This is a genomic window from Alcanivorax sp. 97CO-5 (assembly GCF_000524665.1).
GTDB classification, from domain to species: domain Bacteria; phylum Pseudomonadota; class Gammaproteobacteria; order Pseudomonadales; family Alcanivoracaceae; genus Alcanivorax; species Alcanivorax borkumensis.
The window spans coordinates 1-26,323 of record NZ_KI965898.1; the positions used below are offsets into that span (position 1 = coordinate 1).

Annotated in this window: 17 protein-coding genes; 10 read left to right on the plus strand and 7 right to left on the minus strand. The window is 55.2% G+C overall.

Translation table 11 applies throughout. The features are described 5' to 3' along the window. The coding region (locus Y017_RS08075) for an IS3 family transposase (RefSeq protein ID WP_035460230.1) at positions 1–427 on the plus strand (427 nt) is incomplete at its 5' end. 147 nt (positions 428–574) lie between these two features. Here Y017_RS08075 and Y017_RS08080 read toward each other — a convergent pair. From Y017_RS08080 to Y017_RS08090, 3 genes are all read right to left on the minus strand, one after another. Next, entirely contained in the window at positions 575–1,930 is a 1,356-nt protein-coding gene (locus tag Y017_RS08080; RefSeq protein ID WP_035460233.1) for an oxygenase MpaB family protein, read from the minus strand. Between the two features lie 269 nt (positions 1,931–2,199). Continuing rightward, positions 2,200–2,787, minus strand: coding sequence for an HD domain-containing protein (locus Y017_RS08085; protein WP_062810732.1), 588 nt, complete (start codon positions 2,785–2,787; stop codon positions 2,200–2,202). Between the two features lie 19 nt (positions 2,788–2,806). Then, positions 2,807–3,592 carry a class II aldolase/adducin family protein gene (locus Y017_RS08090; protein WP_011588882.1) on the minus strand — a complete coding sequence of 262 codons (786 nt, stop codon included), beginning with the start codon at positions 3,590–3,592 and terminating at the stop codon, positions 2,807–2,809. A gap of 126 nt (positions 3,593–3,718) precedes the next feature. Between Y017_RS08090 and Y017_RS08095 the strand changes: the two genes are divergently transcribed. Beyond that, complete coding sequence (locus tag Y017_RS08095; protein WP_035460245.1) at positions 3,719–4,411, plus strand: Crp/Fnr family transcriptional regulator; 693 nt, start codon at positions 3,719–3,721, stop codon at positions 4,409–4,411. A gap of 202 nt (positions 4,412–4,613) precedes the next feature. Here the strand turns inward: Y017_RS08095 and metG are convergent, their stop codons facing one another. Both metG and Y017_RS08105 read right to left on the minus strand, forming a co-directional pair. Further along, complete coding sequence (gene metG, locus Y017_RS08100) at positions 4,614–6,653, minus strand: methionine--tRNA ligase (RefSeq protein WP_035460249.1); 2,040 nt, start codon at positions 6,651–6,653, stop codon at positions 4,614–4,616. Positions 6,654–6,876: 223 nt separating this feature from the next. Next, positions 6,877–9,681 (minus strand): hybrid sensor histidine kinase/response regulator, encoded by a 2,805-nt coding sequence (locus tag Y017_RS08105; protein WP_231483454.1) that lies wholly within the window; start codon positions 9,679–9,681, stop codon positions 6,877–6,879. Positions 9,682–9,765: 84 nt separating this feature from the next. On the opposite strand from Y017_RS08105, the gene Y017_RS08110 reads away from it, so the two are divergent. The 6 genes from Y017_RS08110 (at position 9,766) to Y017_RS08140 (ending at position 19,803) form a co-directional block, all read left to right on the plus strand. Then, positions 9,766–11,175 (plus strand): alkaline phosphatase D family protein, encoded by a 1,410-nt coding sequence (locus Y017_RS08110; RefSeq protein ID WP_011588878.1) that lies wholly within the window; start codon positions 9,766–9,768, stop codon positions 11,173–11,175. A gap of 260 nt (positions 11,176–11,435) precedes the next feature. Continuing rightward, positions 11,436–11,750, plus strand: coding sequence for a DUF2288 domain-containing protein (locus tag Y017_RS08115; RefSeq protein WP_011588877.1), 315 nt, complete (start codon positions 11,436–11,438; stop codon positions 11,748–11,750). Positions 11,751–12,099: 349 nt separating this feature from the next. Next, positions 12,100–16,941 carry an NAD-glutamate dehydrogenase gene (locus tag Y017_RS08120; RefSeq protein WP_035460252.1) on the plus strand — a complete coding sequence of 1,614 codons (4,842 nt, stop codon included), beginning with the start codon at positions 12,100–12,102 and terminating at the stop codon, positions 16,939–16,941. Positions 16,942–17,032: 91 nt separating this feature from the next. Next, on the plus strand, positions 17,033–18,076 hold the full coding sequence (locus Y017_RS08125; protein WP_035460254.1) for a PA0069 family radical SAM protein: 1,044 nt from the start codon (positions 17,033–17,035) through the stop codon (positions 18,074–18,076). A gap of 413 nt (positions 18,077–18,489) precedes the next feature. Further along, complete coding sequence (locus Y017_RS08135; RefSeq protein ID WP_035460256.1) at positions 18,490–19,107, plus strand: TetR/AcrR family transcriptional regulator; 618 nt, start codon at positions 18,490–18,492, stop codon at positions 19,105–19,107. 15 nt (positions 19,108–19,122) lie between these two features. Further along, positions 19,123–19,803: an alpha/beta family hydrolase gene (locus tag Y017_RS08140; RefSeq protein ID WP_035460259.1), complete on the plus strand. Its 681-nt coding sequence runs from the start codon at positions 19,123–19,125 to the stop codon at positions 19,801–19,803. Positions 19,804–19,931: 128 nt separating this feature from the next. Here Y017_RS08140 and Y017_RS08145 read toward each other — a convergent pair whose 3' ends face one another. Beyond that, entirely contained in the window at positions 19,932–20,399 is a 468-nt protein-coding gene (locus tag Y017_RS08145) for a hotdog fold domain-containing protein (protein WP_011588871.1), read from the minus strand. A 130-nt stretch (positions 20,400–20,529) separates the two neighbouring features. Here Y017_RS08145 and Y017_RS08150 point away from each other — a divergent pair, with 130 nt between their 5' ends. Both Y017_RS08150 and Y017_RS08155 read left to right on the plus strand, forming a co-directional pair. Then, the gene (locus Y017_RS08150) at positions 20,530–23,463 is read left to right on the plus strand and encodes a DUF748 domain-containing protein (RefSeq protein ID WP_035460262.1); all 2,934 of its coding nucleotides are present in this window, start codon (positions 20,530–20,532) and stop codon (positions 23,461–23,463) included. Positions 23,464–23,466: 3 nt separating this feature from the next. After that, positions 23,467–24,213 (plus strand): hypothetical protein, encoded by a 747-nt coding sequence (locus tag Y017_RS08155; protein WP_011588869.1) that lies wholly within the window; start codon positions 23,467–23,469, stop codon positions 24,211–24,213. 13 nt (positions 24,214–24,226) lie between these two features. Here Y017_RS08155 and Y017_RS08160 read toward each other — a convergent pair whose 3' ends face one another. Beyond that, the gene (locus Y017_RS08160) at positions 24,227–26,170 is read right to left on the minus strand and encodes a transglycosylase SLT domain-containing protein (RefSeq protein WP_035460265.1); all 1,944 of its coding nucleotides are present in this window, start codon (positions 26,168–26,170) and stop codon (positions 24,227–24,229) included. Positions 26,171–26,323: the final 153 nt, after the last annotated feature.

Below are 26,323 nucleotides of genomic sequence, written 5' to 3' on the forward strand. Positions count from 1 at the left end.
TGGCAAATCGTTGCGAACGTTCAACGTAATCGACGACTACAACCGCGAAGGGTTGGGCATCGAGGTCGACTTGTCGCTACCATCAGCACGGGTGATACGGGCTCTGGATCAGATCATCGAGTGGCGGGGCAAGCCCGCCGCCCTTCGCTGTGATAACGGCCCGGAGTACATATCGCAAGCACTGGTGGAATGGGCAACAGAGAAGCGGATAACCCTGATCTATATCCAGCCCGGCAAGCCGACCCAGAACGCTTACATTGAACGATTTAACCGGACGGCCAGGCACGAATGGCTTGATCTCCACGAGTTCACCAGCGTTGCGCATGCCCAGCTATTAGCCACTCAGTGGCTGTGGCAATACAATAACGAGCGGCCTAACTCGGCTATCGGCGGAGTGCCTCCGGCCCAACGGCTAAAAGCAGGTTAACCCTCTACTCATTCGGGCGGTTAAAAATGGGGGGNCGCCTTTCTGGCTCTCTGAGCCCTTGGGTGAATTACGGCCTGTTGAGAATGTGTAGGCCGAGTTAGGCGTAGCCGTAACCCGGCACCTGCGCAGCTTTCAGGCCGCGCTTTTTTATGTGATTTCCTGTGTTGTTGGGGCGTACTGATTGGCGTCGGTGGTGTATTCCGCGTGGCCGTATTCCACCAGTAATTCCTTGATTCTCTTTACCAGTATTTTATCCGCTATCTTGTTGGCTACCGGTATGTCTTGCAGGGTTCGGTAGGTGATGAGGCGGGGGAGTACTAGCAGGTTGCCCACAGTAAACAGGGCATAGTCGATCAGGTGGGGTTCCACGCCCATTTCTTGCGCTTTTGATTTGTCTTTACGGCCCAGAAAGGCCTGGGTGAAGAAGACTTTAGAAAAGCTGCGCTCAACCAGGTTGTGCGCTTTGCTGAGAAGTTTTTTGTTTTTGCCTCGGTAAACGGACATGGTGGCGCGGGTGAGTTCGCCGCAGGTTTCGTCATCGTAGCCTTCGCGCAGGGTGCCGGAGTAGGTGAGCATGGTGTTGATGATCTCTGGTGCTTCGGCGGGCAGCAGTTCTTCGGGCAAGCCAAGTAAAAAGCACTGGTAGCGTGACAGTTCGACAATGGCTCGCTCGTTGGCGGTGAACTGTTTACGGCCTTTACGCAGTGCTCTGAAGGCCGTGAGGTAGGCGGGCATGGTGCCGGCGGGCATTTGGTCTACTTGGGGAATAGGAATGCCATATACCGCCGGGTCCCAAGGGCCGCCCTTGTCGATGGTGGCGCGTTTGATGATGTTGAAGCGCACCATGGAATGCATCAGACGGACCATGGCCGCGGCTTTGAAGCCGGGGCCGAACCGTTCCAGTGAGCCGGGGAGGGTGGCGGTGGTGAAGAAGCTGGCGGTTTCGTTGATGCGCTGGTTTACCGATTCGTTGGCTAAGGTGCCGGTGATGGCCATGGGCAGGCCGGAGTATTTGTTCATGAAGGTGGCCACAAAGGCACCGCGAATCACGTAGGGCGCCAAGTTGGCCATTTGATTGCGGCTCAGGCGCGCCCCTTCACGGACAAGGTCCATGTCTACCCAGTGCGGGGTGGATTCCATGGCAGAGATAAAATCGGTTAATTCCTGGGGTGCATCATCCACGGCTTCCAGCCCTTCATCGCAGGCTTTTTTGAGCATGGTGATCAGGTGGCGAAACCCGTATTGCGGCATCAACGCGGCATAAGCATCAGACACGGTGTCGCCGAGCAGGGTGTAGGCCCGTGCCCGTTCGACTTTTTCTTTGTCCGCAAGAATGCCGGCGCGGTATTTGCGAGAAAAAGATTCCGGCAAGGCGCTGCGGGTTTTGATGTCATCGGTAAAGCGCTCCGGTGTGACATCGAAATCAATATCACCATAGAGAGAGGGAATCCGACTTTTTTGGGCGTGAACTTTTTCCCAAAGTGCCTCTAGTGACCGCGCCATTTCGCACCTCTAAAAAGACATTTAATTATCTGTATACATTGGGGTTATAGCGTACTGCTGGCAATGGCAAGAAAGAACGAGGATAGAACATGCGGATTTTTTTGGCCTGAAGGGGGACAGGCGCAGAGGTGATGCACGGTGATTAGAGTAAATAACGGGTAAGGGTATGTTTTCCTGAAGAAAGGTTTGTTTGGTTGGTGTTTCGTGAAGATATCCCTCTTTGCCGTTAAACGGTGGGGTAAACGGCAAAGAGGGTGGTTAGGTTCTGGCTAGCCTTGCTCCGCCATGGCTTCTTTATAGAGTGACTTGCGCGGCTCGGCAAAAACCTTGCGCAGCATGGGTTCAAAGTAATCCAGTGGCAGGGTTTCTCCCTCCGGGTCGAATGCCGGCGAATCGTATTTGCTGACGAACTCCAGGGTTTGCCGATAGTGCGGGTGATCTTTGAAGTTCTCGCGCATGTCGCGATTCATGCCCAGGTAGTGGAAGAAATAGTAGCCTTGGAAGATGGCGTGGTGTTTCACCATCCAGTGGTTGGCCTCGCTGACGAAAGGCTCTAACAGCACGGCGGCCACGTCCGCGTGGTTGAAGGTGCCGAGAGTATCGCCGATGTCGTGCAGCAATGCGCAGACCACATATTCGTCATCTTTGCCGTCGCGATGGGCCAAGGTGGCGGTTTGCAGGCAGTGCTGGAAGCGGTCGATCTTGAAGCCGCCGAAGTCGCCTTCCAGCAGGCGCAGGTGAGTGATGATGCGATCGGGCAGGCCTTTGCTGAATTCACCGAAGGATTTGGCAATGATCTGCCAGTCCTCGCCGGTGCCCTCCTTCATGTGAGTAAAGTCGGCGCGGGGTGCGGTCATGTCATCCACGGTGCGCTCCTTATTCTGCATAACCGGGGTTGTTGCGATCCAGCTTGCGCAGCAGGCCGGGCCACGCCAGGTTGCCGCCCATGCCCTTGGTGACCTGTGCCGCCTGTTGCTTGATGGTGTCGACGATGCCGGCGGGGATCGGGGTCAGCGGGCGGTTGCCAGACAGGGCTTGCACCTGGATTTCACAGGCCCGCTGCAAGATGAACATGCTCAGAAAGGTATCGGCGATGGTGCTGCCCACGGTGAGCAGGCCATGGTTACGCAGGATCATGAAGTTGGCGTCGCCCAAGTCGGCTTGCAGGCGGGCTTTCTCATCGTCGCGCAGGGCTACGCCTTCGTAGTCGTGGTAGGCGAGGCTGGCCAGCGGAAACAGGCTTTGTTGCGATAGGGCCAGCAACCCTTCCTGCTGGGCGGATACGGCGACGCCAGCGGTGGTGTGGGTGTGCATGACGCAGGCAGCATCATCGCGCACTGCATGGATAGCGCTGTGGATGGTAAAACCGGCCGGGTTGATGTCGTAATCGCTGTCGTCGAGCTTGTTTCCTTCCTGATCTACCCGCACCAGGCTGGATGCGGTGATCTCGTCGAACATCATGCCGTAGGGGTTGATCAGGAAATGGTGCTCGTCGCCGGGTAGGCGGGCGGATAGGTGGGTAAAGATAAGATCATCCCAGCCGTGCAGGGCAATGAGCCGGTAGGCGGCGGCGAGATCCACGCGCAGCTGCCATTCTTCGGCGCTGACGGCGCTTTTTTTGGAGGGGATGGTAGCTGGGTTAAGAGTGACCTGGCTGTTCATGTAGCGCTCTCCCGTTATGTAGGGCTTATCTTGGGGTGTGCCCCTTATGATGTGGTCTGTTTTTTACTCCCTCGAGTGTAGGCCGGGGGTTAGGGGGAAAACTGTCAACTGGTTTACAATTGGGCCATGACGGATGCGTATACGGTGCTGCGGCACTGCCCCTTATTGGCGGGTTTCCCGGACGAGGCGCTGCATGAAGCGGCGCGGCATGCACGTGTGCGGGCGTTTCAAGCCCATCAGCCGATTTATGAAAAGGGCGAACCTCAGTCCAATCTGTGTGTGATTGCCGAGGGCCAGGTGCGGATTAGTTCAGTGAATGCACAGGGCCAGGAAGCGGTGTTAATTATATTTGACCGCGGCACCTGGTTTGGCGACGCGGTGTTTTCCCCGGGGGCTGGGCGCGTCTATGGGGCCACGGCACAGGAGGCCGCCGTGCTGGTGGAGGTGCCGGGCCCTTATTTCCGTGACTTGCTGCAACGTTACCCGCAAAGCTATCCGGTGGTGCTGGATCTGATTAGCCAACGCCTGTGGTCTGCCATTTCCATGATTGAAGAAGACGCCTTGCGTGGCACCCAGGCGCGAATAGGGCAGCGTCTGTTGTTTCTGTCGCAAATGCAGCGTGGCGGCAAGCCGGAGGGCGGACCGGTGACGGTGCGCCTGACCCGCGAACACATTGCCAATATGATGGGCATGACCCGCCAGGGTGTGCACCGGACGCTAAAAAACTTTGAGGCACAGGGGCTGATTACGCTGGGTTACGGGCGGATTACCATTGAAAATGAGGCGACGCTGCGGGAGCACTTGGCGACGTTGAATTGAGTTTGAAGCTTAATGCCGGATTACGCCTTTCAGGCTAATTCGACCTACTTACACGATATTCCCCGCGTGCACTGGTAGGTCGTGTTAGGCGCAGCCGTAACCCGACACTCTGCCCAACATTCTGCGGTGATTTGATTTTAGATAGACATAAAAAAACCGGCGGTGGCCGGTTTTTTTATGTCGCCAATTAGCGCACGTCTATTTAACGCACTTCCATGCCGGGTTCGGCGCCGCTGTCGGGGCTGAGAATATGAATATCATCTCCGCCGGGGCCGGCGGCCAGCACCATGCCTTCGGAAATGCCGAATTTCATTTTCCGTGGTGCCAGGTTGGCCACCAATACGACCAGCTTGCCTTCCAGCTCCTCCGGTGCGTAACGGGCCTTGATGCCGGCAAACACATTGCGTTCACCCAGCTCGCCTACGTCCAGCGTTAGCTGCAACAACTTGTCGGCACCGTCTACGTGCGCGGCCTTGGCCACGCGGGCCACGCGCAATTTCACCTTGAGGAAATCATCGATGCTGATGGTTTCGTCATTGTCGCCTGCGTCTGCTTTTTGCGTGGCGGCCTTTTTAGGCTTGGCGGCAGCGGGGGCCGGTGTGCTTTCTTTGGAATCTTCGAGCATGGATTCTACCTGTGCCATATCCACACGGCTGAGCAGAGGCTTGAACTTGGCAATCTCATGGCCGAGTAACAGTTGCTCCGAATCCGCCCAGGTGAGCGGCTCCACCTGCATGAAGGCTTCGGCGCGTTCGGCCAACGCGGGCAAAACCGGTTTCAGGTAGATCACCAGCAGCCGGAAGACGTTAATGGCGGTGCTGCATATAGCCAACACTTCCTGCTCTTTGCCTTCTTCCTTAGAGAGGCTCCAGGGAGCCTTGTCGGCGATGTAGACGTTGGCGTGATCGGCCAGGGCCATAATTTCACGCATGGCTTTGCCGAATTCGCGCTTCTCGTAGAAATCGGCAATGCGCGGGCCTGCTTCCTGCACTTCGCGCACCAGCATCATGTTGTCTAGCTCGGTGCTGAGTGTGCCGCCGAACTTCTTGACGAAGTTGCCGGTTCGGCTGGCGATATTGACCAGTTTGCCCACCAGGTCGGAATTCACTCGCTGGGCAAAGTCTTCCAGGTTCAGGTCGAAATCGTCCACGCGGCTGGAGAGCTTGGCGGCGAAATAGTAACGCAGGTATTCCGGGCTCAGGTGATCCAGATAGGTGCGGGCCTTGATAAAGGTGCCACGGGACTTGGACATCTTGGCGCCGTTCACGGTGACGAAGCCGTGGCTGTAGATGGCAGTGGGCTTGCGCAAGCCGGCGCCGTCTAGCATGGCGGGCCAGAACAAACCGTGGAAATTGATGATGTCCTTGCCGATAAAGTGGTACAGCTCGGCGGTGGATTCTTTGCCCCAGTAATCGTCGAAGCTGAGCCCTTCACGGTCGCAGTAATTCTGGAAGCTGGCCATGTAGCCAATGGGGGCATCGAGCCACACATAGAAATACTTGCCCGGGTAGCCGGGGATCTCGAAGCCGAAGTAAGGCGCTTCACGGGAAATATCCCAGGGCTGCAGGTCTTCAATCCATTCCTGCAGTTTGTTGGCGACCTGTTCCTGCAGGGCGCCGGAGCGGGTCCACTCGCGCAGCAGGGCTTCGAACTTGGGCAGGTCGAAGAACAGTTGGGTGGTTTCTTTTTCCACCGGGGTGGCGCCACTGACGGAAGAATAGGGCTCAATCAGCTCCGCAGGGGTATAGGTGGCGCCGCACACTTCGCAGTTATCGCCGTACTGGTCTTCGCTTTTGCATTTGGGGCAGGTGCCCTTAACGAAGCGATCGGCCAGGAACATGCCTTTCTGCGGGTCATACAGCTGGGTGATGGTTTTTTCCAGAATGTAGCCCGCATCTTTGTTGCGCTGGAATACCATTTCCGACAGCGCCCGGTTTTCGGGGCTGTGGGTGCTGTAGTAGTTGTCGAAGCTTACTTGGAAATCGGCGAAATCACGCTCGTGGTCGGCTTTCACCTGGGCGATTTGCTGTTCCGGGGTGACGCCGTTTTCCTCGGCCTTGAGCATGATGGCGGTGCCATGGGCGTCGTCAGCACACACATAGATGCATTGCTGGCCACGGAGTTTCTGGAAGCGAACCCAGATGTCCGTTTGAATGTATTCCAGCAAATGGCCGAGATGAATAGGGCCATTGGCGTAGGGAAGGGCACTGGTGACCAGTATCTTGCGGGGAGTGTCACTCATGGGAACGGCATCAATTTCCAAAAAATGGGTGGCCTATGATACGGGTGCTGCCGGGGTTTTTCATCCTGTGATATTCGCGGTGAAACCTGGGCCCTGGGAACAGGGGCGCCGGTGGGCATTTAAGGCAGGCAATCGCAGGTATGTTTCGTGTGCGTGGGGGGAATCACCGTGCCTGAGAGAACCGCTTGTGGTTAGCTTTTCGTCTCTCAGGCAGGTATGGCAATTAGCGGGTGCCCTTGGGGACCTGCCCGCGTTTTAGGGCGTCACGCACCTGTTGCTGGGAAACCGGTTTACTGAGGTAATCGTCTACCCCGGCATCACGGGCTTTTTGCACATAGTCCCCGGTGGCATGGGCTGACAGGGCGATGATCCAGCAATGGGGCTGTGCTTCATGTTCGGCTTCGAGTGCTCGAATTTCCCGGCTGGCTTGATAGCCATCCATGATGGGCATTTCACAATCCATGAATATGATATCCCAGTGATTTGGCCGGTTGCGCACCAGCTCGAGGGCTTGCTCTCCATCACTAACCAGGGTGGCATGAATACCCAGTGATTTGAGAATGCTGTCGATCACCAGCTGGTTCACCGCATTGTCTTCCGCCACGATTACTTTGAGTATATTGGCTTGGTCCAGGCAGATTAAGGGCGCGCGTTTTTCTGTAAAGGCCCTGTTTTCGTCGGGACCAGTTAGCAGGCTTCGTTTGAGTGCCTGGCAGGAAAACGGCGTTTCTATCAGCAGCAGATTTTCCGGTAGATTGTCACTGAGAGGCTGACCTGTAGGGTGCAGCAATATCAGCGCGGGGTTATCGAATTGGGCACGAAGTTGCTCAACGTTTTGCGGGTTTTCTAGGACCGGCAATTCAGCGATAAGATAATCCACGGCTTGGCTAGGGTTGGCAGGGTTCAGCGCCGCAGCGACGTTGCGATATTCCAACGTTTTAGCCCCCCAGCGGCTAAGCATCTGAGACAGGCTGAGTAGTTGTGGTGCGGAACTAGAAATAATGACGGCCTTGCGATTTTCCAAAACCGGTTTTCTTTGATTAGTTTCCACCTCTACGGGCAGTGATATCCAGAACGTGGCGCCGCGGCCTAGGGAGCTGGAGACACCAATTTCCCCGCCTAGTAGTTCGATCAACCGTTTGCAGATTACCAGCCCAAGGCCGGCACCATTGTGTTTAGTTTTGGCTGACAGGTCCGTAAATGCTTGGAACAGCGATGATTGCTGCCCTTCATCCAAACCTATCCCTGTATCGACTACTTCGATCATCAGCATGCATACCCCCTTGTTATTGGGGGGTTGTTTCAAGTTTACATGCAGGGCAATGTGGCCCCGATCGGTGCACTTGAAGGCATTGCTGAGCAGATTAGTAATGATTTGCTTGAGGCGAATGGGGTCGGTTTTGATGCGCTCAGGGACGCGGCTATCAATGTGGATATAGAGCGGTAGGCCCTTTTCACTGGAGTGCAGTGCAAACAAGCGAACACAGTCATCGACGATGTTTTCTAACGCGATAGAGCGGTAGTCCAGTTCGAGTTTGCCGGACTCAATTTTAGAGTAATCAAGAATGTCGTTGATGACTCTTAGCAGCGACTGGGTCGATTGGTAGATGGTGCCGACATATTGCTCCTGTTGTTGGGTCATGTCGGTGCGACGCAACAGATCAGTCATGCCCATAATTCCGTTCATGGGGGTACGAATTTCATGACTCATCGTCGCTAGAAATTCACTTTTAGCGTGGTTTCTGGCCCCAGCCTTAAACGCTTCCATTTCTGCGATGGCGCGGTCGCGAACGGAGTTGGAGTGGGCCTCTTTCAAGCGATTGATGCGCCGGGCTAAGGCCAGTGAAAGCAGCACGACCTCCAAGAAAACACCGATTTGCATTAGGTTTTCGGTCAGTATGTTGCGCGGGATTAGGCCATATTTATTCAGCGCAATAGTCGCCGCACCGACAATAAAGCAGAACCAAGCCAGGGTGAAAATACGCGCGTCCGGATCGCCGGCTCGGGTGCGAATTAGGCCGACGAGAAAAATGCTGAAATCCATCAGCAAAATAGCACTAGCGGAAATCGGTATTAGGAAAGTGCGGCTGGTAAAGGGGGTCGCTAGAAATAGTATCGTGCCTATGCCGATCAAGATCCGCAGCCACACGGCAAGGCGAGGGGATTTTTCCTGTAATGATAAAAAATGCAGGGCAAGCAGAGGCGGTAGCAGTGCCACTAAGGGTAGCAGGTAATGAATGATGTACTGGCTGATCAGGATAGAGTGCGGCCACAAATAACGCTGGGCATAGCCATGCAGGACTGCCATGAACAGGGTGACAACGGCGGACCAGCATACATATAGCAGGTAGACTTTTTCGCGGATGGAAAAGAACAGCGACAGGTTATAAAGAATCATCACCAGCATGCCGCCGAAGAAAATGCCTTGCACTATGCTTTGTGTTTGCGTGGAGGCGTTGTAGTTTTCTTGCGTCATCAACTCCAGCGGTAACTGAATGCTGTGTGCAGAGGAAACTTTGAGCAGGATGTCGCTGTCGGTGCCGGCCGGTAGGGTAAGCGGGAAGGCTGGCTTGGGGGCGGTGCCTGGGCGCACTGAAAAGTCACGGTCCATGCCTGCCTGGAAATGGGCAACCAGATTACCGCCGGCATCAATTTGGTAAACATCGATTTCGCCGAGCATGGCGTAGTCGATTTCCAGCTGCCAGGCACTATGGAACTGATTAAGGTTGCGAACTGAGAAACGGAACCAGCAATGATCCCTGATAAAGCCTAAATTCGGTACGCCGGCACCGGTAGGTTGCCATGGTAGGTCTGGGCGTTGAAGAATGTCAGTAATGTCTGGTGATTGATCCGCAGGCGTACAAAAGGAATACAGGCCCTTATAAGGGTGTAGGTGCTCTTGTTGTTCGCCAATAATCTGGGTGTCCGGTCCATTGGCGGATGCCAGTGTGGACAGACAGACTGATAAAAAAGCGACAAGCAACAACAGGGTGGCTTTCGAGTCGTTGAACAAAGTGTCTATATCCATCAGTGGATGAAGGGGGGATCTCACCTCTTTTCAGTGATGCTAGCAGCGTGAGCCGGGGGGCTCAATGCAGCGGGAGAATAACCCATGGTAGCAATAGTAAACCGTTTTTCGGTTGGCCCTATTACCGGTGAGTCCGGGGAGTCTCATGTGCGTCTTTTCGGGGCATTGCCCAAAGGAGAGCTAGGAGCCGGGAACAAATTCATGTGGGGGCGGGTGCGTTGGCGTGAGCTGGGCGAAGAACGTTGGTCTGAACCCCGACGATTCCGCCTCAATGGTAATTTTGACGGGTCCGGGGTCGTGGTAATCAATAAGCTAAAACCGGGGGCCTGCTATCAATATCAGGCAGGTTGGGTGCGCTCGGAAGAACAGACACCGTTGGATTGGCATGGTGTGGATACGGGGCGCTTTTCTACCCATCAGCCAACGGCGAATCAGACTACCTTCCTGTTCGGTTCCTGTTGTTACCGGTTTGTAGGGCTGGATGGCATTATTCAGGATGATCGCGCGGACAAAATTTTTGCAGAAATGTCGGCCCAGGCGGAGCAACACAATCTGGATTTTGTGCTCTTCGGTGGCGATCAGGTCTATGCCGATGCCCTGTATAGCATTGGTGCCGCTACCACCCCTGATGATTTCGATTCTCTCTATCGGACCAGTTTTTCTCAGCCACATTTGGCGAAACTGCTAAGGGAAACCAATAGCTACATGATCCTTGATGATCATGAAATCGAGAATAACTGGCCAGCCAAGGCGGATGCCGATCGGTGGACCAACAAGTATCCGGCTGCGATCAAGGCCTATCAGATTTACCAAGCGTCCCATTCTCCGGCTGCTCCCTTGAATCAGGCCGGCACCTATTTGGACCGCGATCCCGATAAATTCTGGTATACCTTTTCCCGTGGCCCGGCGGATTTCTTTGTGATGGATGTGCGTACCGAGCGGGTTCTAAGCCGCTGGCCCTGGCAGCGCAAGATGATCAGCGAGGTGCAGGAGCAGGCGTTTGTCGAATGGCTGGATCGTGATCCTGATCGCATCAAGGTTTTGGTGACCTCCGTTGTTATGTTTCCTGAACAACGCCGTCCCTTTCAGGGTAAGGATGCCTGGGAAGGCTTTCGTCATCAGCGCCAGCGCTTGTTGTCGGCCATGGCAAAAAGCGCGAGCCAAAAACTGGTGGTGCTCAGCGGTGATGTGCATGCCTCTCTGTACGCTAGCCTGACCTTGAATGGGGGCAAGAAGGTGCACAGTTGGACCTGTTCGGGGTTGTTTTGGCCCACCGCGCTATTCGCGTTTCGTTGGTATCGTCCAATGATTCGGGTGCCGGGGTTGCTGTATAGCGGTTGGGGACGGCCCTTAGGGCATGTCAGCGTGCCGGGGGAGGTTTTCAGCAACAATGCGTTTTCGGTGGTGTCATTTGATGACAAGGGGGCTCAGTTTGCTCTGTTCGATCGCCGAAACCGGGCAGTACCGGAGGCAAGTCGAACTATCGAGTGGTAACGCAGGCTGTGTTGGGCAGAAATACCTGCCCTTTGCGTTATATGGCGAAAAGCTTACAGGGATTGGCGTTTTTTTACCTTATTAGCGTTGGCTGATTTGCCTAAAGTGGATCTCGCAAGGACGCGATGGAACACGGATGTTCGATTTCGACCCGGTACAGCTTACGTCCGCCACCCCCAAATGGCGGGCGTCTTTTTTTCTCCCTTTGATTGCCCGCAGCAGAACCTCGATAATGCATCGCTTCATTGCAGGAGTCGGTCATGTCTGAGCAAGTAGAACAGCGGGAAATCCTCAAAGCTAAACTCAACCACGAAACCGCAAAAGCTAGCTGGAAAGAGCTGCAGCCCTTCTTTGCCCGTGGCCAGACGATCTATGTGGCGCCAGAGTTAGATCTGATTGAGGTCGCGCTGGCATTTTCAGAAGATCAGGCAGAACTGATTGCTCTGTGGCGTGACAAGACGCAGGTTGACAAGGTGAGCGATGAGCAGGCACAAGCCTGGTTCGCCGAAGACAAAGCTCTGTGGACCGTGGTGCTGCCGCCATGGGTGTTAGTGCAGCAGGAATCGATGCAGTAGTTTCTCGCCTCTTTTCTCCTCCTTTCTTCTAGGGTCTTTTAGGCCTTGCCGTCTGCCCCTGTGGCCGCTATTAGCGGGCGGCCACGCCGTTTCGTTTAATTAGGCCGGGGCGTTTGTCGAGTATGACGGCGCTCTCAGATTGGCATTCCTTAAAGAATGAGCGGAGAGCTTGAGCGTGGTTCTACGACATGAAAAGCCAGGCTGGCATTCATTGCTACCGGGGGTATAGAGTGAGCGAAAAGGCCTGTGCGTGTGCCCGGCGGGCCTAGGAGAGCTTGAAGGTCGTGGTTGGCCACGTGCTTCGGTTTTACTCGATACGTTTCGTAGTATAAGGACGCCGGAGGTTTTGATGCAGTATGAGGTCGCTCAACGCGAAGCGCTATTGCAGGCCCAGCTGGAAGGGCTGGTGACGGCTCACATCGGCGCTGATCAACAGTCTCTTTTTCGCAGTTTTCTCACTGCCTATTATGAAATGAGCAGCCTTGCTGCACTGACCGCTCGCTCCCCTGAGGCGCTTTTTCAAATCGCCCAGCAGCACTGGTTGATGACACTCCAACGCCACCCCGGCGAAACCCTTATCCACTTGAAACCCCCTTGCCACCCCGGTGGGCTTGCTGCACTACGCACTGTTACCGATGATGTGCCGTTCTTGGTGGATTCCGTAGCTATGGCCGTGCGTGATGCGGGTACGGCTATTGACTGGACTGTGCATCCGGTGATTCAGATGCGCCGCGATGCCCATGGGCATCTCACCCAGGTGGTTGGTGTCGGTGACGGTGAGCAGCCCGCTGAATCCATGATCTATGTGGAATTCGAACCGCTGGGCGAGGATAAGGATTACGCCAACTTGCAGGCTATTCTTGAACGTGTGCTCGATGACTTGCGTGTGGTGGTGGAAGATTTCGAGCCCATGCTCAATAACCTTAGCGCGACCCAGGCTAATTTATCGGCCAGTTATCCTAATCGAGACCAACAGGAGCTACAGGAAGCAAAAGAGTTTATTGAATGGTTGTCTGAAGAGCACTTTACCTTTCTTGGTTATGCCCGCTCTGAAGCAAAAGATATGGAGGGGGGCATCCAGTTGCACCTGGATAATGCTGCAGGGCTTGGTCTGGCCCGCCCGAATAGCCCCTATGCCAATGCGGATGAATTTATTGCACCGAATGAAGAAATGGCCAAATACATCCGCCATGGTCGCCTAGTGGTTGTCACCAAAGCCAATGTGCGTTCGCATATTCATCATCCTCACTACATGGATGTGGTTTCGGTAAAACGTTTGGCTGCAGACGGTTGCGTTGAAGGCACCGACCGCTATATCGGTTTGCTTTCCCTTGATGCCTATATCAACCGGCCCCGGGATATTCCATTGATTCGCCGCAAGGTGAATTACGTGCTGGAGCGTTCTCGTTTGCCAGGTCGCTCGCACTCCGGCAAGCACCTGCGCGACATTATTTACCAACTGCCCCGTGATGAATTATTTCAGTGTAGCGAGCAAGAGCTGTATGACATTTGCATGGGTATTCGTGCCCTGCGTGATCGTCACCATTTGCGGGTTTTCGTGCGTCGAGACCGTTACGGACGTTTTTATTCCTGCATGATTTACCTAAGCCGCGAGCGTTATTCCCCGGAACTGCGCGACAAGGTGACGGCTGAGCTGATGACATTGTGTAATGGCCGCTCGGTGGAACGTACGGTGGATTTTCTCCGTGAAGGGCTGGCTCGGATTCATTGTATTGTTCGCATCCCCCAGGGTATGCAGCTGGCAATGAACGATAACCAGGTAGAGGAGCGGTTGATCGAGATCACCCGCTCTTGGTCTGATCAGCTAGGGGAAGTGTTACGCAAAACCAGTGACCAGAATGACGAGTGCGAGGAGATGGGCCCCCGGGCCGGTGACGGTGCTACGTTGGCGTTGCAGTATAGAGAAGCCTTTCCTTTAAGTTATCGGGAAGCCTACAGCGCTGTGGAAGCTGCCGCAGACTTGCAGTACTTGATTCAGCTGAGAGCGGACCAGCCTGTGTTGCCCTGTTTGACTGTTTCCGATGCGGATGGTGCGGCGTGTCCAACCAGTTTGCGCCTGTACAGTTTGAATAATCCCATTGAGTTATCCGCTGTGCTGCCGGCGCTGGAGAATTTTGGCCTGCGAGTCGTGCGCCAGAACCCCACCCAGGTGACTCCTCGCGGCGGTGAGCCCCGCTGGATTCAGGTTTTTGATGTGCAAGTCAACGGGGACTGCTGTTTGGGGCCGGTGCAACAGAAACGTTATTTCGAACAGGCTTTTCTGCAATGTTGGAATGGCGATACCGAAAATGACGGTCTTAATCGACTGGTGTTGCTGGCAGGGCTAAATGCCCGCCAAGTGGTGTGTTTGCGTACGCTGACAAAATACCTGATTCAAACAGGATTACCCTTCTCTCAAAATTACATGGAGGAGTTACTGGCGGAACATGCACGCATTGCCCATTTATTGGTGCAGCTTTTTGAGAACCGTTTTGACCCGCAGTTAAGCGATAGTCGCCGTGAGCATGAAGGAGTGAAACTGTCACAGAGCTTGGCCCAAGAACTGGACAGCGTAGCTTCACTGGATGCAGACCGAGTATTGCGGGCGTTTTTGAGCGTGGTGAGAGCAGGGCTGCGTACTAACTTCTATCAGCGAACGGCAGGAGGCAACGACAAATCTTATGTCAGCCTCAAGCTCGACCCAACGAAAGTTTCCGAGTTGCCGCCACCGCTGCCTATGTACGAAACCTTTGTCTATTCGCCCACCATGGAAGGTATTCATTTGCGTGGTGGGCCTGTGGCCCGTGGCGGCCTGCGTTGGTCCGACCGCCGTGAGGATTTCCGCACCGAAGTGCTGGGCCTAGTCAAAGCTCAGATGGTTAAGAACGCTATTATCGTGCCGGTGGGTGCCAAGGGTGGCTTTGTAGTGAAAGGCGGCACGCCCAGTGACCGGGAGGCGTGGCAGCAGCAAGGCATCGCCTGTTACAAAGATTTCATTCGCGGGCTTCTGGATATCACCGACAACCGCGAGGGCGATACGATCGTGGCGCCGGATCAGGTGGTTCGTCATGACGTAGATGACCCCTATTTGGTGGTGGCCGCAGATAAAGGCACTGCGACGTTCTCGGATATCGCCAATGGCCTGGCTGACGATTACGGTTTCTGGCTGGGCGATGCGTTTGCTTCAGGTGGCAGTGCGGGTTACGACCACAAGCAAATGGGTATTACTGCTCGCGGTGCCTGGGAAAGCGTAAAACGCCACTTTCGCGAACAGGGCAAGGATATTCAGGCTGAGCCTTTCACTGTGGTTGGCATTGGTGACATGGGTGGGGACGTGTTCGGCAACGGTATGTTGCTATCAGACCAGATTCAGCTAGTTGCCGCGTTCAATCACCTGCATATTTTCATCGACCCAAGCCCGGACCCGGCCGCTACTTTTGTCGAACGACAACGCCTGTTTACAACCAAAGGTGCCACTTGGGATGACTTCGATCGCGAGGCTATGTCTGAAGGGGGGGGCGTCTGGTCGCGCCGTGCCAAGAGTATTGAGCTCAGTGAGCGGGCTTGCGAGGCGTTGGGGATTACTGAGCGCACGCTGACGCCTGCGGAATTGATTACGGCGATTCTCAAGGCGCCGGTGGAGCTGCTCTGGAATGGCGGTATCGGCACTTATGTGAAGGGTAGTAATGAAAGCCATGGCCAAGTGGGCGACAGAGCCAACGATGCCATTCGTATAAACGGCAAGGATCTACGCTGCCAGGTTGTGGGTGAGGGTGGCAACCTGGGGCTCACGCAGCTGGGCCGTATTGAGTTTGCTCTCAAAGGTGGCCGCATTAATACCGACGCCATCGATAATTCCGCCGGCGTGCACAGCTCGGATCGGGAAGTGAATATCAAGATTCCATTGAACCAGCGTCTGCGCGATGGGCGCCTGGATCGGGATACCCGCGACCCTTTACTGGTGCGCATGACCGACGATGTAGCCGATGCCGTATTGCGTGACAATTACGTGCAAAGCTTGGCGCTCAGCCTGTTGGAATATAACGCTGCGTCGCGGCTGGATGAACATGCTAACCATCTGCGGACACTAGAGCGCCAGGTGATGCTGGTGCGTGCGGTGGAATTTTTGCCAGATGATGAAGGGTTAAGTGAGCGCCGTACCCGAGGTAAAGGGCTGACTCGCCCGGAGCTGTCGGTGCTGTTGTCCTATACGAAGAATGCCTTGTTCGATGCCTTGCTAGCATCGGATGTGCCTGACGATGCCTTTTTTGATCAAGATGTGCTGCATTACTTCCCGCGGGAACTGGTGGAGTCGTTTGGTGATGATCTTCTTAATCACGGTTTGCGCCGGGAGTTGATCGCCACCGTGCTGGCTAATGCAGTGGTTAATCGCGTGGGCTTTGCTTTTGTTCATCGTTACGCAGATGAGCATGGTTTGTCATTGCATCGGCTGGTGAAGGCCTATGTCATGGCTCATGCCGTTTTTGACGGGGACCTTTATTGGGCGCCGGTGGATGAGCTGGATGGGCGGGTGGATAGTCAGGTGCAATTACGGCTTTATGGTCGCGTAATCGGGCTGATGAAGCACGTGACCACTTGGCTGATTCATTACAAGTGGGGGCGCCGTCCGGTGGCGGAAGCTGTGGCCCGTTACCGGCAGGCCATTGCTGAACTGGAAAGTATGTTGCCCGAGGTGCTGCCGGGCAGTTACCGGCAGGAATGGGATCAGGCTGTGGAGGGCATGAAAGACGATGGCGTTCCCGAGAAAGAAGCGAAAATGCTAGCCAATACCATGGTGCTAGGCTGTGCTCTGGATATTGTAGAGCTTGCCTCTCAGGCTCAGGTGCCGTTGAAACTGGCAGCGCAAGTGTACTTCTTCGTCGGCGATAAACTGCATATTTTGTGGCTATTGTCATCGATTATCGATCTGTCTGTTCAGGATCGCTGGCAAGCCTTGGCCCGGGCTAATCTACGAGAAGACTCTTACCGTTTGCATCGGCAAGTGGCCGCTAAAGTACTGGAGTGCGCAGGCGAGACAGCGGCGGCAAGATTTGCTGCTTGGGAGGAGAAGTCGCGCCAAAAAGTAGCCTTTGGCGTAAATCGCTTGCAAAGCCTGCAAGCGGAAGGCCCCTACGACTTTATGACGCTGGCGGTGGGTGTGCGCGAGCTGCGTAAGTTGCGCAGTTTGTAGGCCTTTTGTCGAGGAACGCACGGATTGCACTTGAGTTGGTAGGCCTCTGCATATACTGTACAAAAAGACAGTACATGCAGAGGTGAAGTGTATGCGTGCAATGAATAGGGGAACCCTCAGCCAGCGACCAGGGCGTTTTGCCGTCAGTCATTCTGAATCTAATAGTCCGCCTGTGAATCGGCCCACTCGCTATCACCGTGAGAAAGCCAGCAGCATTATCATGACCAACCGCAGCCCGGACCTGCCTTTTGAGCAGAGTATCAACCCTTATCGGGGGTGTGAGCACGGTTGCATCTACTGCTATGCGCGTCCCAATCATGCCTATGTGGACCTATCCCCCGGCCAGGATTTTGAGAGCGAAATTTTCTGTAAGGACAATGCCCCCGAAGTGCTGCGCGATAGTTTGCGTAAAGCAAGCTACCGTTGCCGGCCGATTGTACTGGGTACCGTGACCGACCCTTACCAGCCCATTGAGCGTGAGCGACGCATTACGCGCGAGTTGATGCAGGTGCTGGTGGATTGTCAGCACCCTTTCAGCCTGATTACCAAAAGCACCTTAGTGCTGCGAGATTTAGACTTGATTGCGCCCATGGCGCGGGCAGGGCGTGCTTGCGTCGCTGTCTCGGTTACCACGTTGGATAACCGCCTTAAGGGCCAGCTGGAGCCTCGCGCCAGCGGGGGAAAGGAACGACTTAAAGTGGTGCGCGAACTGAGCCGAGCCGGCGTACCGGTGACGGTATTGGTGGCGCCGGTGATTCCTTTTATTAATGATCACGAACTGGAAGATATTGTTCATCAGGTGGCCATGGCCGGTGCCCAGCAGGCGAGCTATGTGGTGCTGCGCTTGCCCCACGAAGTGGGGCCGTTGTGGCAGCAATGGCTAGAGGAGCACTATCCAGACCGTGCGGATAAGGTCATGTCCGTGATGCGGGATCTACACGGCGGAGCGATTTACGATAGCCGTTGGCATCACCGTCAGAGTGGGCAAGGTGCTTGGTCACACTTACTCCGTCAGCGTTTTGATTCCGCCTGTCGCAGTGCTGGGCTGGCCGCGCGCGAATCGCTGTCGCTGGATACCAGTGGGTTTGTGCCGCCGGGGCCCCATGGGCAGTTGAGCCTGTGGGGCACGGTTTAGTTGGCTAGGGTTCTTTATTTTCCGATGGGTTTAGTCAAAAGGCGTATTTCAGCGATTGGTAAATTTTGCGAGCCGGCGCTGTAGTACTGCTCGATATGGTTCAGGTAACGGTGACTGTGTTGATGGATTTGACTTGGCGGTTGGTGCCGCAATTGAATGCGGTTAATCAAGGTGTGGAAGTCGGCAGGGAGGGGTGTTTTCCTCATCAATGTGGCGTCTATTACGGCGTTCCAGAGCGGCTCATTCCTTGCTCTTCAAGGCGTATACCATGCGAACCGATGCGGGGTTAGTAAGGCGTTGGCCGGGCGCTATCGCACCATCATGCTTCCCCGGTTAAGCAACGTGCTGATGGTCTGGCTCGGCAAGCTCGCACGCCGTATGATTAAGCACCGACTGGCTGGATTGTTACAGGCGTGAATTCTTGTCCCTTTCAACGTGCCCGCTCCCCGGAACAGAAAGCGGAGCGGCGTGCACAAATTCTTGAGGCGGCGGCGATGTTCTTTGCTGAACAACGGTTCGACGCCATTAGTTTGGCGGCGATTGCTCGCCAGTCCGGTGTTACCAAAGCTGCGCTATACCGGTATTTCCCCTCCAAAGAAGCCCTTTTTTTGGCGCTCTATCTAAATGAGCTGGATGATATGGTGGTGGCGCCATTAGCTCAGGGGGAGCCGCTGTGGGCGGCAATCAGTGAGTTGTTAATCGGGCGGCCTTTATTTTGCCGCTTAACCTCTATTCTGCATACCGTGTTGGAGCACAATTTGGATGAACCCCAGGCACGGGAGTTCAAGCAGGCCTTATTGGCCCAGTTTGTCCATTTAGCCGGACGGTTAGAGAATGAATTTGGTTTGGAGGGGGATCAAGCAATTCGTTTCCTGATGCAAACCCAACAGTCGGTAATCGGTTGTTGGGCGGTGAGTCAGCCTGCGCCGGTGGTAGCTGCCGTGATTAACGCTCCACCGCTGGATGTATTTCAGGTGGTGTTCGCTGATGCCCTACGAAGCCAGTTACGTGCGTTGCAGGCTGCGCTATGACGGTAAGGCCTGCTTATGAGTGAGTGGTTGGGCACGGGTTGTTTGTATGACGCGGCGCAGGAGCCGCTAGCATTGCTGCTGCTGGCACATGGGGCTGGGGCCGCCATGGACAGTGATTTTATGAATGCTATGGCTGCGGCGTTGGCTTCACAGTCCGTGGCCGTGCTGCGTTTTGAATTCCCGTATATGCAACGGCGGCGCTACGAACAGCGCCAATTTCCACCGGACCGAGCACCCAAACTGCTGAGCGCTTTTGCCGCGCGCGTTGAGCAAGCACACTCCTTGGCCGGTGAGTTGTGTGGTGCGGTTAATGAATCACTACCACTGTGGATCGGTGGCAAGTCCATGGGGGGGCGAATGGCTTCTATGCTGGCAGCCGAGGGTGCGGATATCGATGGCGTGGTTGCGCTGGGGTATCCTTTTCATCCGGTTGGCAAACCCGAGAAAACACGGATTGCCCATCTGCCAGATCTGGCGGTGCCTATGTTGATTTGCCAGGGCGAGCGGGACCCCTTTGGTAAGCCGGATGAGGTGGCAGGTTATGGTTTGCCAGAGCAGGTGCACATGCACTGGCTGCCGGTTGGGGATCATGATTTTAAACCGCTTAAACGCAGTGGGTTAAAACAGCAGGATTTGATTCAAGAATCCGCGAGGGCGTCGGCGGCGTTTATGCTGAAGGGCGTGCCTGCCCATTAAGCGTTAGGCGGCCCGCCCTAAACCTGATGTTGTGTCAGGCAGGTGATGCGTTTGCCGGCCTGGTTGTACCATGACTATCGGGGTTTTCTCTTTTTCCTGCGCTGTATTCAGCGGTTCTCTGGGCGGTTTTACTTCTGTGATTTTTCACTGATCCACAGATTAATGGTGCCTTCTACCACTACGGTGCCATCGTCCCGTGTGGCTTTAACCGTGACAGGCAGGTTGCCGGGTTTCCAGTCTTCCGGGTTGGCTTCGGCGGTGGCGGTGATGTCGGTGGTGGCTTTGGCGGTGTAGGTCACGTCCATGCCTTTGGGAATCCACCGTAAATGCTTGGGTACAGAGGCTTCCGCCATGGCGCCCATGGCGCACTCCATCGCATTGCAGATAGCGATGACGTGAACGGTTTGGATGTGGTTTTCCACCCCTTTACGCTTCTTGAATGTGACCTTGCAGAAATTAGGGCGCAGTTCAGCGATGGTCGGGGTGATGGTCGCGAAGTAAGGGGCTTTTCGGCTGAATACCATAGAGAAAATCTTGCGCCCGGCCGGCAGTTTTAAGGCTTTTTCGTACAGGTTTAGCAGGTAGTTATTACTCATGGGACGGGCTCCTGAAATCAATGAGCTCATTCTCCACAGCCGCGGCGGTGTAGCAATGGGTTTGGGGCGCCATTGCTCGGCCCAACTGTTACCATAGTGTCAAAATTTTAATCTCAGCGGAGAGAACGGCGTGAAAGTTATACAGGCGTTGAAGGGCAGCAGCTGGAAGACCAAAGCGTTGGTGATTCTGGCTGGCTTCTATTTATTGTACGTGTTGCTGGGCTTTTTTGTTGCTCCCGGCTTGGTGCGCGATAACGCCCGAGATGCCCTTGCTGAATTGACTGGCCGTGAGGTGGTGATTAGCGAGGTAAAAATTAATCCGCTGGCGTTGAGTGCCACGGTGAACGGTTTCGCTATCAACGATGAGCAAACGCAAGTCTTATTGGGTTTTAACCAGCTTTATGTGAATTTCGAGGTTTCGTCGTTGTTCCGTTGGCGCTGGCATTTCAAGCAAATCGGTGTTGAGGGGCTGAACGTTAGAGCTCAGCGTAACCCTGGGTCGGTTTTTAATTTCGACGACATCATCGCCCATATGGAAACGCAACAGGCAGACAGTGACCCAAAAGTGGAACCCGTCTCTGATGCGGAGTCGTCGTTGCCGAACATCTCCGTAGATGAGTTGTCGCTCAGTCACGGAGAACTGCGTTATACCGAAGCTACGGGCAAGGAACCCCACCAGCTAATTTTGCCTGTGGCGTTCACGGTGACAAACTTTTCCACGGTTGCAAAAGGGGAAGACCAGAATGGTTACGCTATTCATTTAGAGGGGCCAGAGGGTGGCGCTTTTGATTGGAATGGCCATTTTGCGTTTTCACCGTTTCTGGCCCATGGCCATCTAAGCATAGAAAAAGTTGACCTGGTGTCGCTGGCTAAACTGGCCGAGGGCGAGGTGAGATTCACGGTGCCCTCCGGCGAACTGGATTTGCAAACGGACTACCTGTTCAGTACTGAACAGGGGCCGCGGGTGATGGTCAATAATGGTAAGCTCACATTGCGGGATTTGCAGATCCAGAAGCCTGGTGAGCAAGCGCCGAGCGTTGAGGTGCCAGCGTTGACCGTGACAGGTATTTCCGTGGATAGCGCCAAGAAAGAGATACAGCTGCCTAACGTTGCCTTGGAGCAGCCTCAAGTGAATGCGGTACTGGCGGAAGATGGGTTGGATCTCGCCACATTGTTCCTGCCAGTGGATCCGCAAGAGGCGGAGCAACGCAAGCAAGATGTGAAAGAAAAGGCCCAAGAGGCGGCTGAGCGTATTGCCGAGGCTGAGACGGTCTGGGTTACCCGGCTGGATAATTTGGCAATAGAAGGGAATGCCTTGCGCCTCACGGACCGGACCCTGAACCCGGCGCAAACAATGACGCTTACCGACGGTGGCCTGACCCTGAGCAACCTTATTATAGGTGAAGAGGCCACGTTTACCTGGCAAGGCAAGGCAACCCTTCAGGAGCAAGGCTCGTTGACTCATTCCGGTGAGGGTCAATTGGCGCCGTTGTCGATCAGTGCGAAGGGGGCGTTGACTGCTTTGCCCTTGGCGCCGTTGTCCCCGTGGCTGGAGCGCGAGGCACCACTGAAAATGACCAGTGGGCAGCTTAGCGTGGATTTGCAGTCCACGGTGAAAGGTGACACGCCAGATATTACGGTGAATGGCAGTGCTGGCGTGATTAACCTTAACCTGCAGGAGGGCGGCCGTCCCTTGATTAAGGTGAATAAAGGGCAGGTTAAAAATGTGTCATTGGCGACCGCAACCCAGCAGGTTCGCGTGGGAGAGATCCTGCTCACCGGTATAGATATGCTGCACCGGGTGGATGCTCAAGGCCGCGATGTGGCATCGCGCATCCAGGCCGGTATGCCGGCGCCGGCGTCCTCGGGCGGTTCTCCTTCTGCATCGTCATCGTCCAAGCCCTGGCAGGTAACGGTAGATAAACTCCGTTTAGTGGGCAGCCAAGTACGCCATGAAGATTTATCGCTGAGCCCCCATTTTCGCATTGGGCTATATCAACTGGCGGGCACGGTGAGTAACTTGGATACCCGTTCTGGGCGCACTGCCAACGTGAATCTGAGTGCGCAAGTTGATCGGTATGCGCCCTTCTCTGTTAAGGGCCGGCTGTCTTCGGAGCCGTTCTCCACGGACATGCAGGTGTCTCTGCATAACTATGAAATGACGAGCCTTTCGCCTTACACCGGCCTGTACTTGGGATACTTGGTAGAGAAGGGGCAGTTGGGGGTGGATACCGAGGTCAGCGTTGAGAAAAATCACCTCAATAGCGCTGCCGATATTCTTGCGGATCAGTTTTATTTGGGTGAAAAAGTCGCCAGTGAGAACGCGGTGAGAGCGCCGGTGAAACTGGGCTTGTCTGTTCTGCGCAGTCGTTCCGGTGAAATTACCCTGCCGGTGAAAATGTCCGGGGATCTGGATGATCCCAGTTTTAGTGTCAGTGGCATGATCTTGAAGGTGCTGACTAATATTGTGGTCAAAGCGGCTACGGCACCGTTTTCTGTACTGGCCGGCTTGGCCGGTGGCGAGAATTTGGAAACCATCGCCTTTGAGCCGGGCAGTGCGCAGGCCGGTGTGCAAACAACCGGTTCTTTGCAGGCACTGGCCAAGGTGCTAACGGAGAAGCCGCATTTACATATTGGGCTGGTTGGGACCACCAATGCAGAAGACCGTGCCGCTATTGCCGGGCGGGCCATTGCTGAGGATGTGGCGGGTGATGATTGGCTGGGTATTGATGCGGCCGTGCAGGAAAAGAAATGGCGCCGTAAGCTGATTCGCCGTTACGAGTCTGGCTCTGATCGCGATGTGGAAACCTTGATCAGTGCCCCTTTGCCTGAAGATGACGAACAGCGCGATAGCTTGCTGGCGCGCAGTGCCTGGGATGCCATGCTCGCTACAGAGATTGAGTTAGTGGACCAGGAGCAATTGATAGCGCTGGCGCGGTTACGTTCGCAAAACGCTAAGGCGAGGCTGGTGAAACAGTTTAATATTGAGCCGTCTCGCCTGTACCTGAGCGACGCTAAAGTTGACGGTGCGGTGTCTGGCTTGACGCTGACGCTGGAAAAATAATCGGTGGCATTAATCTGGGAAACAGAACAGGACGAGGTGCGCTACGAAGTACGCCGTGCCGGGCAGACTTTGCGGCTGTTTGCTAACGGCGTCCAGCATTCGGAGTTTCATCCTAAGCGTCTGCTGACAGGCAGTGTGTGGGATTTGTTGTGGCTGCCGGCGCTGTTACACGAACCTGCCCGGTTTCGTCGGGTGCTGGTATTGGGGCTTGGTGGCGGTTCATTGATCCCACCGATCCGCAAACTGCTGAATCCGGATGTGTTGATGGCGGTGGAATTGGACGGTGTCCACCTTCAAGTGGCTCGCGAGGTGTTCGGCATCGACGCATTTGGGGTGGAGACTTGGCAGGGGGATGCGCAGCAGTGGTTACGGGAGTATCAGGGCGAGCCTTTCGATCTAATTATTGAAGATCTGTTTGCCCCGAGCAATGAACAGGTGAGCCGGGCGGTGCCCGCCGATGCGGGCTGGCAGGCGTGTCTGCGCAACAATCTGTCGGAGCATGGCACTTTGGTCATGAATTTTGGTGACTGGCAGGAATACCGTGACAGTTCAGCCTCGGGCCGTCGTGCCATGAAAAGTTTCGCCAGCCGCTTTCGCTTATCCTGCAGTGATTGCCACAATGCGGTGATTGCTTTCACTCGTGAGCCCGCACGCAGTATTCACCTGCGGCGGCGCATTGCGGTAACCCCGGCGCTGAGCCATGCGAAAGCGGCGGCGCGGCTGGATTACCACATCCGCCAACTGGACTGATTCGGCTTTACGATCAGTCCTGGTCCAGCATGCTCAAGGAATAGAGCTCGTCATTCTCGTCACTGGTTAGCAGCTGTTTACTGCGTGCTTGGTCATCGTGCATACCCACAAATAAAGCACGATAGGTGAGCACTGCCTGGACATAATCCCGGGTTTCGCGGAAAGGAATGGACTCGATCCATACATCGGCGGGCACGCCGTCTTCCGCATTTTCCAACCAGCGGTTCACCCGGCTGGGGCCTGCATTATAAGCCGCTAGAGCCAACACACGGTTATCGCTGAAATCGTCAAGGAGTTCCGCTAAGTAACGGCTACCAAGGGCGATATTGGTGTGTTTGTCTTGCAGGGTTTTGCTGGTGGGCGTGCCCATCTCGGCGTCTTTTGCCACCTTGCGGGCGGTGGCCGGCATCAATTGCATGAGCCCCATGGCGCCCACCGGTGAGCGGGCCTGAGGATTGAAGGCGCTCTCGCGACGGGCCACGGCCATAGAGAGCCAGGGATCCAAGCCGTGGGGTTTGGCTTGCTCTTCAAATAATGACAGATACGCGGGTGGGAAGCGCCAGGCCAGTGTATTCCAGGCCTTGGCCTGGATAGAGGCCTGCACAGACAGGCCGTACCATTTTTGAGCCAATGCGTAGTCTGCCAGATCGGCAATTTGTGCCTTATTGCTATGCCACATCAACCACATCCACTCTTTGTGCGCCAGGTAAGGCTCATTCAGCTCCCGTAGCATGCGGATACGGGTGATGGCAGGCGGTGGGGTGAAAGTGGCTGAGGAGCGGTGCTCCTGTTCGGAGAAGCGATACGGTTCACCCAGCCGGTCTGCGGCCAGGAAGGCAAAGAAATTGCGTTGCTGGGCGGCTTGTTGATACAGCTCACGGGCTTGATCTGGCCGATCGGTGCTTTCTAACGCACGGGCACGCCAGTATAACCAGCGCGAATCATTACGATCTTCCTCGGGTAGGCGCATAACCCATTCATCTAGCGCGTCCCAGTCTTGTTCAATTACAGTGCGACGAGCCCGCTGTGTCACCAGCGAGGTGTCGGGATGATTGGCTAACCAGTTATCCAACCATTGGCGGTTGCTTTCCACTCCGCGGATAGTGGAGTACCAGGCTATCCGGCTGCCAGCCCGCTCCCGTAGTGTTTTGTCTGTTAGGCCCTGTTGACGGCTTTGGGTATCGAACCATTTGCGCGCCGCTTGAGTATCTTTATACGCCCAGCGCCGTAAGCCGGCGGACAGCAGTGTCTGGCGTTGAGTGTCAGGAAGGCTGCGAGGCACCTCGGTCACGTTGTGGGGGCTTTGGTAGAGCTTTTGCAGCCATTGGCTGGCGCTGGTGTAGTCGCTGTCTGCTAGCATTTTGTCTAAGTAGCGCATTAGTCCGGGATTATTAGCATCAAAGGCAAGCTGTTGACGTTCCCAGATCTGTCGGCCACCGATGACTCCGGCCTCTCGAGCGGCGTTGAACAGCGGGTCGCAATTGTTAGGCCGGGACTGGCCGGTGGCCCACAGATCTTTGGCGGCTTGCAGGGCGGTTTTGTCACCGGTTTGCCATTGTGCTTGATGGTAATAGCAACGCAGGGCTATGCCACTGGGAGCTTTGTCGCTAATGGCTAGCAGCGCTTGCCATTTTTCTGCCTTGCCGTAAGCGACAATGGCTAGTTGCCGAATATCCTTGGGTAGCGGCGAATCCGGGTATTGTTCAGCGTACTGGATTACTTTGTCCGCGCTGAGTTGGGGCAAAGCTGCGCGCAGTTTGTGGAAGTCCAGGTAGGCCTGCAGAGGGTGCTGATCACCCAGAGCCTGTTGCTGCCGGGAAAGCGTTTCCCAGTCATCGTTGCGTGCTGCGTCCAGAGCTTGATGGAAGTTGCCGCTATCCGTAGCGCCAACAACCAACGAAGAAAACAGACAGCAGGCAAACAGTGCAACGCGAGTTAATGGCGCAGTGCGACCCATTTGTGCCTCCACATCGTTGGAATGAATGGGGCAATTCTACCGGGCTGACTGTGCGCTTGGCGTGGTGATTATGTAAAACTTGAGGAGAATTCTCGTTATGGCGCAGCGTGGGGAAGATGTTGTTGGCCGCCCCCTTATCCGCCGCTGTGCGAT